Origin of the sequence: Streptacidiphilus sp. PB12-B1b (genome assembly GCF_014084125.1) — a bacterium.
Classification (GTDB): domain Bacteria; phylum Actinomycetota; class Actinomycetes; order Streptomycetales; family Streptomycetaceae; genus Streptacidiphilus.
The window spans coordinates 3,678,949-3,697,430 of record NZ_CP048405.1 but is presented as its reverse complement, the minus strand read 5'-3'; the positions used below and the strand labels follow the sequence as shown (position 1 = coordinate 3,697,430).

Genomic DNA, 18,482 nt, shown 5'->3' with positions numbered 1-18,482 from the left:
CGACAGTGTCGCAGTCACCCCTGGAAGCCGCTCTGCCGCTGACACCGCTGCAGGAGGGGATGCTCTTCCACGCGCTGTACGACGACGACAGCGTCGACGTCTACACCATCCAGGTGTCCTTCGGCCTGGAGGGGGAGCTGTCGCCGCAGGTGCTGCGGGCGGCCCTGACCGAACTGCTGAAGCGGCACGCCGTGCTGCGGGCCGGCTACCAGCTGCGCAAGAACGGCAAGCCGGTGCAGCTGATCCGCCGCACCGTCGCCCTGCCCTGGTCCGAGCTGGACCTGCGCGGGCTGGACCCGGCCGAGCAGCAGGCCCGGCTGGGCCGCCACCAGGCCGAGGACCGGGCCCGGGGATTCGACATGGCCCGCCCGCCGCTGCTCCGGGCCACCCTGGTGCTGCTGGCCGAAGGCAGTTGCGCGCTGGTTCTGACGTACCATCACATCCTGCTGGACGCCTGGTCGTTCCAGCTGGTGATGCGCGACCTGTGGGCCCTGTACGAGCAGGGTGCGGACGCCGCCGGGCTGCCGCCGGTGCAGCCCTTCAGCCGCTACCTGGCCTGGCTGGCCGACCAGGACCGGGCCTGCGCCGAGAAGGCGTGGTCGGCCGCGCTGGCCGGGCTGGAGGAGCCGACGCTGGTGGCCCCCGGCGGCGCGGCGCAGGGCTCCACCGGCATGCCCGGGTTGGCCGTGCACGAGCTGCCCGAGGAGCAGACCGCGCGCCTGGTGCAGGCCGCGCGGACCGCCGGGCTGACCCTCAACTCCGTGGTGCAGAGCCTGTGGGCGCTGCTGCTCAGCGATCTGACCGGACGTCAGGACGTGGTGTTCGGGCAGACGGTGTCCGGGCGGCCGCCGCAGCTGGACGGGGTGGAGGAGATCGTCGGCCTGCTGATCAACGCCGTCCCGGTGCGCGTACGGCTGGACCAGGCCGAGCCGCTGTCGGCACTGGCGGCGCGGATCCAGCGCGAGCAGTCCGAGCTGGAGCCGCACCACCACCTGGGGCTGACCGAGATCCGGCACCGCGCCGGGCTGGGCGAGCTGTACGACACCGCCGTGGCCTTCAGCAACGCCGGGCTGGGCTGGAACGAGGAGGAGACGCGGGCCGGGAGGGTGCGGATCGCCCCGCTGGCCGAGCAGCAGGAGGGCCCGGAGCAGACCGGCACCATGCATTACCCGCTCAGCCTAACCGCCGCCCAGGGCCGCACCCTGCAACTGGGCATCAGCTACCGCGCCGACCTGTTCGAGCACGCCGTGATCGAGCGGCTGACGGCCCGGTTGGCGATCCTGCTGGACGCCTGCCTGAACGCCCCGGACACCCCGGTCGGCCGGATCGCGCTGATGCCCGACCCGCAGTGGACCCGTACCGTGCGCGACTGGAACGACACCGCGCGGCCGGTGCCGGAGACCACCCTGCCGGACCTCTTCGAGGCGCAGGCCGCCCGCACCCCCGGCGCCACCGCCGTGGTCTTCGCCGAGGAGTCGCTGAGCTACGCCGAACTCGCCTCCCGCATCGACCGGTTGGCGCAGGAGCTGCGCTCGCGCGGGGTGCGCCCGGGGGACTACGTGGCCGTCGCCGTGCCCCGCTCGGTGGAGCTGGTGGTGGCGCTGCACGCGATACCGGCGGTGGGCGCGGCCTACGTACCGGTCGACCCGGAGTACCCGGCGGAGCGGATCGCCTGCATCCTGGAGGACTCCGCGCCCGCGCTGCTGCTGACCACCGGGCCGGTCGCCCAGGCGCTGCCGCCGGTCCCGCTGCCCCGGCTGCTGCTGGACGCCCCGCTGCCGCCACTGCCCGCCCCCGCCGCGGCGCAGGGCGCGGGCGCCGAACGCCGGGAGCGCGGGCTGGTCGGGAGCAGCCCGGCCTACGTCATCTTCACCTCGGGCTCCACCGGCCGCCCCAAGGGGGTGGTGGTCTCGCATGCCGCCGTGGTCAACCGGCTGCTGTGGATGCAGCACCAGTACCCGATCGGGCCCGGCGACCGGGTGCTGCAGAAGACGCCCTCCGGCTTCGACGTCTCGGTCTGGGAGTTCTTCTGGGCGCTGCAGACCGGGGCGGCGCTGGTGGTGGCCGCGCCGGGCGGGCACCGGGACGCGGCCTACCTGGCCGGGCTGATCCGGCGGGAGTCGGTGACCACCGCCCACTTCGTCCCGTCCATGCTGCAGGTCTTCCTGCAGGAGCCGGCGGTGCGGGAGTGCACCAGCCTGCGCCGGGTGTTCGCCAGCGGGGAGGCCCTGCCGCCCGAGGTGCAGAACCGGTTCTTCGAGACCCTGGACGCGGAGCTGCACAACCTCTACGGCCCCACCGAGGCCGCCGTGGACGTCACCTACTGGCCCTGCCGGCCGGGCGAGGAGGCGACCACCGTGCCCATCGGCCGACCGGTCTGGAACACCCGGGTCTACGTGCTGGACCAGGCGCTGCGGCCGGTCCCGCCGGGCATGCCGGGCGAGCTGTACCTGGCCGGGCGCCAGCTGGCCAACGGCTACGCGCACCGGCCGGTGCTGACCGCCGAGCGCTTCGTCGCCGACGGCTTCGGCGCCTCCGGCGGGCGGATGTACCGCACCGGGGACGTGGTGCGGTGGACCGCCGAGGGCGATCTGGAGTACCTCGGCCGGGCCGACGACCAGGTCAAGATCCGCGGCCTGCGGGTGGAGCTCGGCGAGATCGAGGCCGTACTGGCCCGGCACCCGGCCGTCGCCCGGGTCGCGGTCGTGGTCCGGGAGGACCAGCCGGGGGTGAGGCGGCTGGTCGGCTACGCCGTCCCGGACACCGCCGCCGAGGCCGTCGAGCCGGAGCAGCTGCTGGCGTACGCCGCCGAGACGCTGCCCGACTACATGGTCCCGGCGGCTCTGGTGCAGCTGGCCGAGCTGCCGCTGACTCCCAACGGCAAGCTGGACCGCAAGGCACTGCCGGCCCCGGCCCTGGTCCGGGCGGCCGACGGCCGGGCACCCTCGGGCCCGGCCGAGGAGCTGCTCGGCGGCCTCTTCGCCGACCTGCTCGGCCTGCCGCAGGTGGGCGCCGACGACAGCTTCTTCGACCTCGGCGGGGACTCCATCGTCTCCATCCAGCTGGTGGCGCGCGCCCGCCGGGCAGGTCTGGTGCTCACCCCCAAGGAGGTGTTCACCCACCGCACCGTCGCCGAGCTGGCCCGGTGCGCCCGCCGGGCCGAGGGCGCGGCGGGCGAACCGCCGGAGGCCGGGACGGGGGCGCTGCCGCTCACGCCGATCATGCACTGGCTGCGCGGGCAGCAGGGCCCCACCGACGACTTCCACCAGTCCACGCTGCTGCGGGTGCCCGCGCGGCTGGGGCTGGAGCGGCTGACGGCGGCCGCCCAGGCGCTGCTGGACCGGCACGACGCGCTGCGGCTGCGCCGCACCCGTACCCCCGGCGGGCAGTGGGCGCTGGACATCGCCCCGCCCGGCTCGGTCCGGGCCTGGGACTGCGTCCGCCGGGTGGACGCCGAGGGGCTGGACGGCGAGGCGCTGCGGGCCGTCATCGGCGCGGAGGCCGCCCGCGCCCGCGCCGAACTCTCCCCGGACGAACGGCAGACGGTGCGGCTGGTCTGGTTCGACGCCGGCCCCCGCGCCGCCGGACGGCTGCTGGTGACCGCCCACCACCTGGTGGTGGACGGGGTGTCCTGGCGCATCCTGGTGCCCGACCTGCGGGCCGCCTGGGAGGCGGTCGCCGCGGGCGGCGCGCCGCAGCTGCCGCCGGTGCCCACCTCGCTGCGCACCTGGGCCGGGCGGCTGGCCGAGGCCGCCGTCGAGCCCGCCCGCACCGCCGAACTGCCGCTGTGGGCAGCCCAGTCGGCCCGGCCGGACCAGCCGCTGGCCGACCGGCCGCCGGACCCGGCGCGGGACGTCTTCGGCACGGCCCGCTCGCTGACCTTCCGGCTCGGCCCGGAGCACACCGAAGCGCTGCTGACGACCGCCCCGGCCGCGTACCACGCCGGGATCAACGACGTGCTGCTGACCGCGCTGGCGCTGGCCGTCGGCTCCTGGCGGCGCGGACGGGATCCGCTGCGCCCTGCGCTGGGCGGCCGGGAGCGCACCGACGTGCTGGTGGACCTGGAGGGCCACGGCCGGGAGGATCTCGGCGGCGGGCTGGACCTGTCCCGCACCGTGGGCTGGTTCACCAGCCTGCACCCGGTCCGGCTGGATCCCGGGGCGAGCGGCTGGGAGCGCGCGGACGCCGCCGACCCGCGCCTGGGCGGCGCGCTCAAGCGGGTCAAGGAGCAGCTGCGCGCCCTGCCCGACCACGGTCTCGGCTACGGCATGCTGCGCCACCTGGCCCCGGGGACGGCCGCCCTCCTGGAACGGCTGCCCACCCCGCAGATCGGCTTCAACTACCTGGGCCGCTTCGCCGCCCCGGGCGGCGCCGGTCCCGAGGAGGCCGGGGCCGTGTGGCAGGAGGCGGCCGAGTCGGACGCCACCGGCCCGGCGGCCAACGCCCGGATGTCGATGCCGCACGCGCTGGAGGTCACCGCGGTGACCCAGGACTCCCCCGCCGGGCCGCACCTGGTCACCTCGCTGACCTGGCCCGGAGAGCTGCTGCACGAGCAGGAGGTGCAGCAGCTCGGCGAGGCGTGGCTGTCGGCGCTGCGCGCCCTGGTCGGGCACACCGCGCTGCCCGGCAGCGGCGGACTGACCCCCTCCGACGTCGCCCCCGCCGAGCTGACCCAGCAGGAGCTGGAGCGGCTGGAGTCGCGCTGGGCAGCCCAGGGGCTGGACGACGTGCTGCCGCTGACGCCGCTTCAGCAGGGCCTGCTGTTCCACGCCCGCTACGACCGCGACCGCCCGGACGTCTACCACGTGCAGCTGGTCGTCGACCTGGGCGGGCCGCTGGACCAGCGTCGGCTGCGGACCGCCTGCCAGGCGCTGGTGGACCGCCATCCGGCGCTCCGCGCGGCCTTCACCCCGACCGGCGCGGGCATGCCGGTGGCGGCGATCCCGGGCACCGTGGCCGTCCCCTGGCAGGAGCACGACCTGCGCGGCCCCGGCCGGGACGACCGGCTCGGCGGCTTCCTGGCCGAGGACCGGCTGCGCCGGTTCGACCCCGAACAGCCGCCGCTGCTGCGCTTCGCCCTGCTGCGGCTGGACCGCGACCGGCACACCCTGGTCTTCACCAGCCACCACCTGCTGGCCGACGGCTGGTCGCTGCCGCTGCTCCTGCGCGACCTGTTCCGGCTGTACGCGGGCGACGCCCTGCCGCCCGCCGTCCCGCTGCGCCGGTACGCCCAGTGGCTGGCGGAGCAGGACGTCGCCGAGGCCGAGGCGGCCTGGCGATCGGCGCTGGCGGGGCTGCCCGGCCCGACGCTGCTGGCGCCCGGCGCCGACGCCGCCGCGCTGCCCACGCTTCCGCTGACGGTCGGCAGCGAGCTGCCCCGACCGCTGACCGAGGCGCTGACCGCCCGGGCCCGGAGCTGCGGGCTGACCCTGAACACGGTGGTGCAGGGCGCCTGGGGGCTGCTGCTGGCCGGGCTGACCGGGCGGCGGGACGTGGTGTTCGGCGCGACCGTCTCGGTGCGCCCGCCGGAGCTGCCCGGGGTGGAGGAGATGGTCGGGCTGCTGATCAGCACGGTGCCGGTGCGGATCCGGCTGGAGCCCGGGGACACCCTGGCCGGGCTGCTCGGCCGGGTGCAGGCGGAGCAGGCCGAGCTCTCCCGCCACAGCCACCTGGGGGCCGCCGCGATCCAGCGGCTGGCGGGCCTGGGCCCGCTCTACGACAGCTCGATGGTGTTCGAGAACTACCCGCAGGACGCCGCCGAGCAGGCCGTGCCCGGCGCCGGGCTGCGGATCACCGGCCTCTCCGGCTGCGACGCCTACCACTACCCGCTGAAGTTGATGGCCGCCCCCGGTGAGCGGCTCCAGCTGACGGTCAGTCACCGTGCCGAGCTGATCGGCTCCGGGCAGGCGGCCGAGTTGCTGCGGCGGCTGGAGTCCCTGCTCGGGGCCTTCGCCGCCGACCCGGGGGCGCGGGTGAGCGGCCTGCTCGCCGACCCGCCGGGCCCTCGACCGGTACGGGCTCCCGCGCCGACCGCTGCGCTCCCCCGGCCGACGGCCGGGCCCGACGCCCCGCCGCAGGACGCCCGGCCGCAGCAGGCGGCGCTGTTGGCGCTGGCCGCCGAGGTGCTGGAGCGGGACGGGCTGCGGGCGGACGACGACTTCTTCGCCTGCGGCGGCGACTCGCTGCGGGCCCTGCGGCTGGTCGGGCGCATTCAGCAGGAATACGGGTACGCCCCGGACGTCAGCCTGGTGTTCCGCTGTCGAACCGTCTCCGCCCTGGCTGCCCGCCTCGAATTCCCCTGCTCCGGGCCGGGACGGTCCGGCGGCAATGCGCAGCGCATTCCTGCCTGATTCTGCGGGGAATTGCCGGAACACTGCCTGGGATGCGCTCCCGGCGACTGCCACCCTTGTCGGAGAAAGACCCGAATGACCACCGGAAAAGGAGACCGCCATGCGGACCGTCGTGGTGTCAGGAGCGTCGAGCGGCATAGGCAGCGCGACCGCCGAGCGTTTCGCCCGGGCCGGCGACCGGGTGTACAACCTCGACGTCAACAAGCCGCACGCCCGCTCCGAGGGGATCACCTGGCTGGAGACCGATGTCGCGGACTGGGCCGCCGTGGAGCAGGCCATCGGCCGGATCCACGCCGAGCAGGGCCGGATCGACGTGGCCGTCGCTAACGCCGGCATCAGCGTCCGGCACGGTGTGCTCGCCATCGAGGAGGCCGAGGCCCGGCGGATCGTGGACGTCAACCTGCTGGGGGTGCTGGGCATGTGGCAGGCGGCGGCGCGGCGGATGGTCGCCCAGGGCTCCGGTGTGCTGCTGGCCACGGCCTCCGTCAACGGCCACCGCGGGTTCCCGTACTACGCCGACTACAACGCCACCAAGGCCGGCGTGGCCGCGCTCTGCCGCACCTTCGCCATGGAGCTGAGCCCCGCCGTCCGGGCCGCCTGCGTCTCCCCCGGCGCGGTGCTGACGCCCATGCAGCTCGCCGAGTACACCCCGGAGATGCTCGACGCGGTGAACGCCCGCATTCCGGCCGGACGGCACGCCGCACCCGAGGAGATCGCGTCCGCCTTCTTCTACCTGGCCTCTTCCGAGGCGCAGTTCATGACCGGCCAGGAACTCGTCATCGACGGCGGCGAGATCGCCGGTTCCACGACGTCCGACTTCGGTACGGCGGTCTCCGCGGAATCCGGCCCTCGATAATCGGGCCCCTGGGCGCACAACGATATCGGAGAATTCTATGAGCAAGATTTCGCCGACCACCGAGTACACGTTGAACGGCGACGAGGTGGACGATCTGCAGGCCGCCGTGAAGGAACTCAGGATCAGCGGGATATCCCCGGTCGACCCGGATTTCTACCTCAAGTACGGCGAATGCCAGGAGCTGCTCCCGAGCGGCCTGCGCCGCTTCCTGGAGGACTTCCGGGACGACCGCACCTCCACCGTCTGCCAGGTGCACGGCTTCCCGGTGGACGAGGCAGTCGTCGGACCCACCCCGGACCACTGGGAGCGGCCCGACGGCTACGAGTCGACCGTCGACTCCGACCTCTACATGGCGATGTGCGGCTCGGCACTGGGCCACCCGTTCTCCTGGGCGACCCTGCAGTACGGCCGGCTGGTGCAGGACGTCTTCCCGATCCGGGGCGACGAGAACCGTGAGAGCGGGCACGGCAGCGAGGCGTTCCTGATGTTCCACACCGACGACGCCTTCCGCCCGGACTCCTGCGACTACCTGCTGCTGTTCGGGATACGCAACCACGACGTGGTGCCGACGTACGTCGCCGCCGTGCGGGACGTCTCGCTGAGCGCCGAGGACCGTCGGCTGCTGTCCGAGAAGCGGTTCCACATCGTCCCCGACGACGAGCACATCCGGCAGTTGGAGCTGCGCGCCCCGGACGATCCGGCGCTGCTGCGCGCCGTCGAGATGCGCGACCACCCGGCGGCGGTGTCGGTGCTGTTCGACGACCCGGTCAACCCGCACATCCGGCTGGACGCGCCGTACATGCGCTGCATCGGCAACGACCCGGCGGCGGAGCGGGCGCTGACCGCGCTCCAGGCCGAGCTGGACCGGGTGCGGCGGCCGCTGGTGGCCGCCCAGGGCACCCTGCTGGTCCTGGACAACCGGAGCGTCGTGCACGCCCGGGAGTCCTTCACCGCGCGCTACGACGGCACCGACCGCTGGCTGCGGAAGATCATCATCAGCCGTGACCTGCGCCCCGTCGGGGACGACGGCACGCCCTGCGCCCGGGTGCTGCTGTAGCCCGCCGCCGACGCATTCCCCGCTCTCCCTGCTGACCAGGAAAGGTACCGAAGACATGGACCACGCCGCCGTGCAGGCTGCAGAGGCACCGGAGTTCACCGGCTTGGCGGACCGCCGAGCGCCGCGCACGGCGCGGGAGGCCCTGCTGTGCGATCTCTTCTCCACCGTCCTCGGGACTCCCGACGTCGGGGTGGACGACAGTTTCTTCGAGCTGGGCGGGGACTCGGTCACCTCGATCGCGCTGGTGACCCGGGCCCGCGAGGCCGGGCTGGTGCTGGAGTACCGGCACATCTTCGAGGGCGAGACGGTGGCGGCCCTGGCGCTGACCGCGTCCGAGGTGGAGGAGGGCACCGGCTTCGTCCCCCGGCAGGGGCCGCTGGTCGATCTGGACGAGGAGGGGCGGGCCGAGGTCACCGCCGGTTTCGCCTCGGTGGACGAGGTGCTGCCGCTCACCCCGCTCCAGGAAGGTTTGCTGTTCCACGCCCTCTACAACGAGCAGCAGGCCGACCCCTACGTGATGCAGGCCCCGCTGACCCTGTCCGGTGCGCTGGACCCGGACCGGCTGCGGGCCGCCTTCCACGGACTGATGGACCGTCATGAAGGGCTGCGGGCCGGGTTCGTGGTCCGCCGCTCCGAGGACCCGGTCCAGGTGATCGCCTCCCAGGTGCAGATCCCCTGGCAGGAGGTCGACCTGGCCTGCCTTCCGCACGACGCCCAACAGGTGGAGTTGGCAAGGCTGTTGGGTGAGGACCGGCTGGTGCGTTTCGACCCGGCCAGGCCCCCGCTGCTACGCGTCATGCTGATCCGACTGGCCCCCGAACAACACATCCTGCTGCTCACCAGCCACCACATCCTGTGGGACGGCTGGTCCATGTCCCGCGCCCTGAACGACCTCTTCACCCTCTACCAGACCCACAGCGACCCCACCACCCTGCCCACCCCCACACCCTTCCGCGACTACCTCGCCTGGCTCACCCAACAGGACCACACCACCGCCCTGCACGCCTGGAACCAAGCCCTCCACAACCTCGAACACCCCACCCTCGTCGCCCCCGGCGCCACCACCAACACCACCACGCTGCCCGCACGCGCCATCGCCACCCTCGACCACCACACCACCACCACCCTCACCACCACCGCCCGCACCCACGCCCTCACCCTCAACACCATCGTCCAAGGCGCCTGGGCCCTCCTCCTCAACCACCTCACCGGCCACCACGACATCGTCTTCGGCGCCACCGCCTCCGGACGACCCCCCGAAATCCCCGGCATCGAAAACATCGTCGGACTCCTCATCAACACCATCCCCGTACGCGTCCACATCAACCCCACCGAACCCCTCACCACCCTCCTCACCCGCATCCAGGAACAACAAGCCGCACTCACCCCCCACCACCACGTCAGCCTGCCGGCCCTGCAACGCCACCTCGGTATCGGCGAACTCTTCGACACCTCCATGGCGTTCGAGAACTTCGCGCAGGGCTCCAGTGAGGGTTCTGCCGACGGCTCGGCCGAGGGCGGCTTCTGGGACGCGGGCTTCCTGCGCGGGCAGGAGCTGGACGTCCTTCCGGGCGACGACGGCGAGGCCCGGGGGTTCACCCACTTCCCGCTGAGCCTGGCCGTCTTCCCCGGCGAGGGGCTGCGGCTGGAGCTCAGCCACCGGCCGGACGTGTTCGACGCCGCCACCGCCCAGGCGCTGGCCGACCGGCTGCGGCGGCTGCTCGAAGCCTTCGCCGCCGACCCCGGCCAGTTGGTCGGCCGGATCGACATGCTCTCCCCGCTGGAGAGTTCGCTGCTGCGGGCGTGGAACGACACCCGCACGCCGATCGAGGACGCCACCGTCGTCGACCTGTTCCAGCGCCGGGCCGCCCGCGACGGCGCTGCGGTGGCCCTGGTCAGCGGAGCCGAGGAGGTGACCTATCGTCAGCTCAACGAGCAGGCCAACCAGTTGGCCCGGGAGCTGGTGGCGGGCGGCGTCGGCCCGGAGGCCCGGGTAGCCCTGGCCCTGCCGCGCGGCGTGGACTGGGTGGTGAGCATCCTGGCCGTACTCAAAGCCGGAGGCGCCTTCGTCCCCATCGACCTGGCCTACCCGCCCGAACGCATCCACCACCTCCTCACCGACGCCGCACCCGCCAGCCTGATCACCACCAGCGACACCCCCTGGGCCCACCACCCCTTCCCCGGACAACGCCTGCTGCTGGATTCCGAGGCGGTGCGGGCGTCGGTCGCCGACCGGTCCACGGCGGACCTCGGCGACACCGAGCGGCCCGGCCCGCTGCGCCCGGACACGGCCGCCTACGTGATGTTCACCTCCGGCTCCACCGGCCTGCCCAAGGGCGTCGAGGTCACCCATGCCGATGTGACGGCACTGGCCCAGGAGAGCCGCTTCGCCCGGGACCACGGCTGCGTGCTGATGCACTCCGCGCAGACCTTCGACGCCTGCACCTACGAGCTGTGGGTGCCGCTGCTGTCCGGCGGCCGGGCCGTGCTCGCTCCGCCGGAGCCGCTGACCGCCGCGCTGCTGCGGCAGCTGGTCGACCGGCACGGCATCACCGCGGTCTTCCTGACCGCCGTGCTGTTCCACCTCTACGCGCAGGACGACCCCGGCTGCTTCCGGGGCCTGCGCGAGGTGTGGACCGGCGGCGAGGCGGTGCAGGCCGACGCCGTGGAGCGGGTCCGCGCGGCCTGCCCGGAGCTGGTGGTGGTGGACGTCTACGGTCCGACCGAGACGACCACCTTCGCCACCGCGTACCGCGTCGAGCCGGGGGCACCGCTGCCCGCGCCGGTGCCGATCGGCCGCGCGCTGGACAACATGGGCATGCACGTCCTGGACCAGGCACTGCGGCCGGTGCCGCCCGGCACCGCCGGTGAGCTGTACATCGCCGGGGCCGGGCTGGCCCGGGGCTATGTCAACCGGCCGGAGCTGACCGCGGAACGCTTCGTGGCCTCGCCGTTCGGGCCGCCCGGCGCACGGATGTACCGCACCGGCGACATCGTCCGCTGGACCCCCGACGGCCAGTTGCAGTTCGTCGGACGCGCCGACGACCAGGTCAAGATCCGCGGCTTCCGGATCGAACTCGGCGAGGTGGAGACCGCGCTGCGGGCGCACCCGGCCGTCGGGCATGCCGCGGTGGTGGCCCGCGAGGACCAGCCGGGGGTCAAGCGGCTGGTGGCGTACGTGGTGCCGGCCGACAGCGGCGCAGCGCTGGACACCGCCGCGCTGCGGCAGCACCTGGCGGCGCGCCTGCCCGCGTACATGGTGCCGTCCGCGTTCGTCCGGCTGGACGCGCTGCCGGTCACGGCCGTGGGCAAGCTGGACCGCAAGGCGCTGCCGGAGCCGGAATTCACCGCCGCGGCGGACAGCCGCGCCCCGCGCACCCCGCGCGAGGAGCTGCTCTGCGAGCTGTTCGCCGATCTGCTCGGCGTCGACCAGGTGGGCATCGACGACAGCTTCTTCGAGCTGGGCGGCGACTCCATCACCTCCATCCGCTTCGCCACCCGGGCCCGCCGGGCCGGGCTGGCGCTGTCGCCGCACGATGTCTTCACCGGCAGGACGGTGGCAGCGCTGGCCCTGGTCGCGGACGAGCTGCCGGGCGGCGAGGAGCCGGTCCCCGCCCGTGGGCCGCTGGTGACCCTCGCCGAGGGGGAGCGCGCCGAGATCGAGGCCGGGTTCGCCTCCGGCTCGGTCTCGGTGGACGAGGTGCTGCCGCTCACCCCGCTCCAGGAGGGCCTGCTGTTCCACGCCCTCTACGACGAGCCCGGCGCCGGGGGCGGCCACAGCGGAGCGTCCGGGGACGGCCCGGCCGACGCCTACATCGGCCAGATCCCGATGCAGCTGTCGGGCGCGCTGGATCCGGCTGCGCTACGGGCCGCGTTCCAGGGGCTGGTGGCCCGGCACGCCGGTCTGCGGGCCGGGTTCGTGGTCCGCCGCTCCGAGGGCCCGGTCCAGGTGATCGCCTCCCAGGTGCAGATCCCCTGGCACGAGGTGGATTTGACCGACCTGCAAGGCGATGCCCAACAGGCTGAGCTGGAGCGGCTGTTGGCGGCGGACCGGCTGGTGCGCTTCGATCCGGCCCGGCCCCCGCTGCTGCGCGTGACGCTGGTCCGGCTGGCCGCCGAGCGGCACGTCCTGCTGCTCACCAGCCACCATCTGCTGTGGGACGGCTGGTCCATGTCCCGCGCCCTGGGCGACCTGTTCGCCCTCTACGAGACCGGCGGCCACGACCTGACCCTGCCGGACGTGGCGCCGTTCCGCGACTACCTCGCCTGGCTGTCGGTGCAGGACCGCGAGGCCGCCCTGCGGGCCTGGGGCGAGGCGCTGCACGGCCTGGAGGAGCCCACCCTGGTGGCGCCCGGGCTGGACGCCTCCATGGGCGCCCTGCCGGCCCGCGCCGCCGGCGGGCTCGACCGGCGCACCAGCGGTGCGCTCAGCGCGGTCGCCCGCAGCCGGGGGATCACCCTCAACACCGTCGTCCAGGGTGTCTGGGCACTGCTGCTGGCCGGGCTCACCGGCCAGGACGACATCGTCTTCGGCTCCACCGTCTCCGGGCGGCCGCCGGAGATCCCCGGCGTCGAGGACATCGTCGGCCTGCTCATCAACACCGTCCCGGTGCGGGTCCGGCTCGACCCCGCCGAGCCGCTGGACGCGCTGCTCGCCCGCATCCAGGACACCCAGGCCGCGCTCACCCCGTACCATCACGTCAGCCTGCCGGCCATCCAGCGGCACCTGGGGCTGGCCGAACTCTTCGACACCTCCACGGTGTTCCAGAACGCCCCCTGGGACGAGGGGGTGCTCGGCGCCGCCGGTCTGGAGGCCACGCCCCTGGACGGCGCGCAGGGCTTCACCCACTTCCCGCTGAGCGTCGACGTCTTCCCCGGCGCGGAGCTGCGGTTCGAACTCAGCTACCGGCCCGACGTGTTCGACGCCGCCACCGCCCGGGCCCTGGCCGAGCGGATGCAGCGGCTGCTGACGGCCGTCGCCACCGACCCCGCCCGCCCGGTCGGCCGCGTGGACGTGCTGTCCGCCCAGGAGCGTTCGCTGCTGGACGCGTGGAGCGGCACCGAGGCCGGCCACCCGGACCGGAACCTGGCCGAGCTGTTCGAGGCGCAGGTGCGGCTGACCCCCGACGCGATCGCCCTGGTCCACCGGGACGAGGCGTTGACCTTCGCCGAACTCAACGCCCGCGCCAACCGGTTGGCGCACCGGCTGATCGGCCTGGGCACGGGCGCCGACCAGTTGGCGGCGGTGCTGCTGCCGCGCTCGGCGGCGGCGGTGACGGCCCTGCTGGGCATCCTCAAGGCCGGGTACGGCTACCTGCCGATCGAACTGGGCTGGCCGCAGGAGCGGATAGCCTCGCTGATGGCGGACGTCCGCCCTGCGGTGGTGCTCACCGACCGGGCCACCGCGCCCGTGCTGCCGGACGACGTGGGCCCGGCAAGCCCCGGGCCAGCGGGCTCCGGATCGGCGGGCTCCGGGCCGGCCGTCCTGCTGATGCCCGACGACCGCGACGACGGCCCCGCGCACGACCCGGACGACGCCGACCGGGGCTTCCCGCTGCTGCCCTCGCACCTGGCGTACGTCATCCACACCTCGGGTTCCACCGGCCGCCCCAAGGGGGTGGCGGTGACCCACCGCAACATCGTCAACATGTTCCACGCCCAGAACAACGGCTACATGCTCCCGGCCGTGGCCGCGGCGGGCGGCCGTCGGCTCAAGGTCGCGCTGGTCTCCGGCTTCGGCTTCGACGGCGCCTGGGCCGACCTGCTGCGGATGCTGGCGGGCCACGAACTGCACCTGATCGCCGAGGAGTTGCGCCGTGACGCGCAGGGTCTGATCGAGTACACGGCCGCGCACGGCATCGACTCGCTGAGCATCACCCCGATGCACGCCAAGCAGTTGCTGGCGGCCGGGCTGCTGGAGACGGCCGGGCACCGGCCCGGGCTGATCTCGCTGGGCGGCGAGGCGGTGGACGAGTCGCTGTGGAACGAGCTGGGCGCGAGCCCGGCCCTGGCGTACAACTTCTACGGGCCGACCGAGTGCACGGTCGACTCGACCTTCAGCCGGATCGGGGACGGCGTCCGCAGCAGCATCGGCCGACCGGTGGAGAACGCCCAGGCGTACGTCCTGGACAGCGCCCTGCGGCTGGTGCCGCCGGGTACGGCCGGTGAACTCTACCTGGCGGGCGCGGGGTTGGCCCGGGGCTATGTCAACCGGCCGGAGCTGACCGCGGAACGCTTCGTGGCCTCGCCGTTCGGGCCGCCCGGCGCACGGATGTACCGCACCGGCGACATCGTCCGCTGGACCCCCGAGGGCCAGTTGCAGTTCGTCGGACGCGCCGACGACCAGGTCAAGATCCGCGGCTTCCGGATCGAACTCGGCGAGATCGAGGCCACGCTGCGCAGCCACCCGGCGGTCGGCGAGGTCGCCGTCGTCGCGCGGGAGGACCAGCCGGGCGTCAAACGGCTGGTGGCGTACCTGGTGCCGGCCGACAGCGGTGCGGCCCTGGACACGGCGGCGCTGCGCGAGCATGTCGCCGCCGGCCTGCCGGACTTCATGCTGCCCTCCGCGTTCGTCCGCCTGGAGGCACTGCCGCTGACACCGGTCGGAAAGCTGGACCGGCGCGCCCTGCCGCAGCCGGAGTTCGCCGGCTCGGCCGACAGCCGCGCCCCGCGCACCCCGCGCGAGGAGCTGCTGTGCGAGCTGTTCACCGCCGTCCTCGGACTGACCCGGGTCGGCATCGACGACAACTTCTTCGAGCTGGGCGGCGACTCCATCACCTCCATCCAGTTCGCCACCCGGGCCCGCCGGGCCGGGCTGGCGCTGTCGCCGCGCGATGTGTTCACCGGCCGCACGGTGGCGGCGCTGGCGCAGGTCGCCACCGAACTGCCGCCGTCCGCACCGGAGTCGGCGGCGCTGCCGAAGGGGCCGCTGCTGGAGCTGGGCGAGGAGGAGCGGGCCGAGGTCACCGCCGGTTTCGCCTCGGTGGACGAGGTGCTGCCGCTCACCCCGCTCCAGGAGGGCCTGCTGTTCCACGCCCTCTACGACGAGGAGAAGGCCGACCCGTACGCCATGCAGGCGCCGTTGGCCCTGTCCGGCGCGCTGGACCCGGACCGGCTGCGGGCCGCCTTCCACGGCCTGATGGATCGTCATGCCAGTTTGCGGGCCGGGTTCGTAGCCCGCAGGTCGGCCGATCCGGTGCAGGTGATCGCCTCCCAGGTGCAGATCCCCTGGCGCGAGGTGGATCTGAGCGGCCTGGACGAGGGTGTGCGGCAGCAGCGGATCGCCGAAGTCCTGGACGAGGACCGGCTGGTGCGTTTCGACCCGGCCAGGCCCCCGCTGCTACGCGTCATGCTGATCCGACTGGCCCCCGAACAGCACATCCTGCTGCTCACCAGCCACCACATCCTGTGGGACGGCTGGTCCATGTCCCGCGCCCTGAACGACCTCTTCACCCTCTACCAGACCCACAGCGACCCCACCACCCTGCCCACCCCCACACCCTTCCGCGACTACCTCGCCTGGCTCACCCAACAGGACCACACCACCGCCCTGCACGCCTGGAACCAAGCCCTCCACGACCTCGAACACCCCACCCTCGTCGCCCCCGGCGCCGACACCTCCACCACCACGCTGCCCGCACGCGCCATCGCCACCCTCGACCACCACACCACCACCACCCTCACCACCACCGCCCGCACCCACGCCCTCACCCTCAACACCATCGTCCAAGGCGCCTGGGCCCTCCTCCTCAACCACCTCACCGGCCACCACGACATCGTCTTCGGCGCCACCGCCTCCGGACGACCCCCCGAAATCCCCGGCATCGAAAACATCGTCGGACTCCTCATCAACACCATCCCCGTACGCGTCCACATCAACCCCACCGAACCCCTCACCACCCTCCTCACCCGCATCCAGGAACAACAAGCCGCACTCACCCCGTACCACTACCTGGGGCTGCCGGCCATCCAGCGGCAGGCCGGGCTGGGCGAGCTGTTCGACACCTCGACGGTGTTCCAGAACGCCCCGTGGGACGAGAGGGCGCTGCGCACGGCCGGTCTGGACATCTCGGTCCACGACCACGAGGATCCGCCGGTCATCCACTACCCGCTGAGCCTGGCCGTCTTCCCCGGGCCGGAGCTGCGGTTCGAGGTCGACTACCGGCCCGACCTGTTCGACGCCGAGACCGCGCAGCGGCTGGCCGAGCGCATGCAGCGGCTGCTGGAGCTGGTGGCGGCCGATCCCGGCCGGCTGGTCGGACGGATCGACGTGCTCTCCGCGAAGGAGCGGGCCCAGCTGCAGGGGTGGAACGAGACCGGTGCGTCGGTCCCGGACGCCACCATGGCGGAGCTGTTCGAGCGGCAGGTCGCCCGTGACGGCGGTGCGGTGGCCCTGGTCTGCGAGGGGGCCCGGCTGAGCTACCGGGAGGTGGACGACCGGGCCAACCGGCTGGCCCGGGAGCTGGCGGCGGGCGGCGTCGGCCCGGAGGTCCGGGTCGCCCTGGCCCTGCCGCGCGGCGTGGACTGGGTGGTGAGCGTCCTGGCCGTACTCAAGGCCGGAGGCGCCTTCGTCCCCATCGACCTGGCCTACCCGCCCGAACGCATCCACCACATCCTCACCGACGCCGCACCCGCCAGCCTGATCACCACCAGCGACACCCCCTGGGCCCACCACCCCTTCCCCGGACAACGCCTGCTGCTGGACAGCGCCGGTCTGCGCGACTCCCTGGCCGGGCGGCCCGGCTCCGCGCTCGGGCCGGACGAGCGGGCCGGCGCGCCGGGGCCGGACAGCACGGCGTACGTGATCTACACCTCCGGCTCCACCGGGGTGCCCAAGGGCGTGGTGGTCCCCCACCGCGGCATCGCCAGCCTGGTGGCGATGCAGATCGCCGCCACCGGCGTCACCCCGGCCAGCGTGGTGCTGCAGTTCTCCTCGCCGGGCTTCGACGCCATCGTCTTCGAGCTGTCGATGTCGCTGCTGACCGGGGCCCGGCTGGTGCTCGCCCCCGGGCACGCGCGGCTGCCGGGCGACCAGCTGGTCGAGCTGATCCGGGAGCAGCAGGTGACCCATGCGGTGATGGTCCCCTCGGTGCTCTCGGCGATCGACCCGGCCTCGGTGCCGTCGGTGACCTCGCTGGTGGTGGCCGGGGAGGCGTGCCCGCGGGAGCTGGTCAACCGCTGGGCTGTCGGGCGGCGCGTCCACAACGCCTACGGGCCCACCGAGACCACCATCTGCGCCACCATCTCCGACGCGCTGCCGCCGGGCGCCGACCCGGTCATCGGCGGGCCGATCCGCAACACCCGGGCGCACGTGCTGGACGCCGCGCTGCGGCCGGTGCCGCCCGGCACCGCCGGTGAGCTGTACGTCTCCGGGGCCGGGCTGGCCCGGGGCTATGTGAACCGGGCCGAGCTGACCTCGGAACGCTTCGTGGCGCTGCCGTACGGTCCGGCCGGGGCACGGATGTACCGCACCGGGGACGTGGTGCGCTGGACGCCCGGCGGTGATCTGGAGTTCCTCGGACGCGCCGACGACCAGGTCAAGATCCGCGGCTTTCGGATCGAACTCGGCGAGATCGAGGCCGCGTTGCACGCCGACCCCGCGGTCGGACGGGCGGCCGTGATCGCCCGCGAGGACCAGCCGGGGGTCAAACGGCTGGTGGCCTACCTGGTGGCGGCGGGCGGTGGCGGGCCGCTGGACACCGCGGCACTGCGCGACCGGCTCGCCGCCGGACTTCCCGAGTACATGGTGCCCTCCGCCTTCGTCCCGTTGGACGAGCTGCCGCTCACGGTGACCGGCAAGCTGGACCGCAGGGCCCTTCCGGCGCCGGAGTTCGCCGGGTCGACGACCAGCAGGGGCCCGCGCACCCCGCGCGAGGAGCTGCTCTGTGAGCTGTTCGCCGACGTCCTCGGACTCGCCCGGATCGGGATCGACGACAACTTCTTCGAACTGGGCGGCGACTCCATCACCTCGATCCAGCTGGTGGCCCGGGCGCGCAAGGTCGGTCTGGCCCTGGCGCCACGGGACGTGTTCGCGGGCAGAACGGTCGCCGGAATCGCGGAGGCCGCCGCCGAACTGCCCACCGGCCCGCCCGAACCGCGACCCGAACGGGAGGAGCCCCTGGTCTCCCTGAGCCCCGAGGAACAGGAGGAGTTCGAAGCGCTCTGGGAGGAGTAGCCACCTCCGCACCCTGTCAGCACCACACAGAAGGAGCACACCGTC

General features: G+C 73.7%; 4 protein-coding genes. All 4 read left to right on the top strand.

The annotated features are described in order from the left end of the window. Window positions 1-5 precede the first annotated feature (5 nt). The 4 genes from GXW83_RS16495 (at window position 6) to GXW83_RS16480 (ending at window position 18,437) form a co-directional block, all read left to right on the top strand. A complete protein-coding gene (locus GXW83_RS16495) occupies window positions 6-6,350 on the top strand; it encodes a non-ribosomal peptide synthetase (RefSeq protein ID WP_225447036.1) in 6,345 nt (2,114 codons plus the stop codon). Between the two features lie 100 nt (window positions 6,351-6,450). Then, window positions 6,451-7,206, top strand: coding sequence for an SDR family NAD(P)-dependent oxidoreductase (locus tag GXW83_RS16490; RefSeq protein WP_182443814.1), 756 nt, complete (start codon window positions 6,451-6,453; stop codon window positions 7,204-7,206). A gap of 37 nt (window positions 7,207-7,243) precedes the next feature. Then, window positions 7,244-8,263, top strand: coding sequence for a TauD/TfdA family dioxygenase (locus GXW83_RS16485; protein ID WP_182443813.1), 1,020 nt, complete (start codon window positions 7,244-7,246; stop codon window positions 8,261-8,263). A gap of 55 nt (window positions 8,264-8,318) precedes the next feature. After that, window positions 8,319-18,437 (top strand): non-ribosomal peptide synthetase, encoded by a 10,119-nt coding sequence (locus GXW83_RS16480; RefSeq protein WP_182443812.1) that lies wholly within the window; start codon window positions 8,319-8,321, stop codon window positions 18,435-18,437. Window positions 18,438-18,482: the final 45 nt, after the last annotated feature.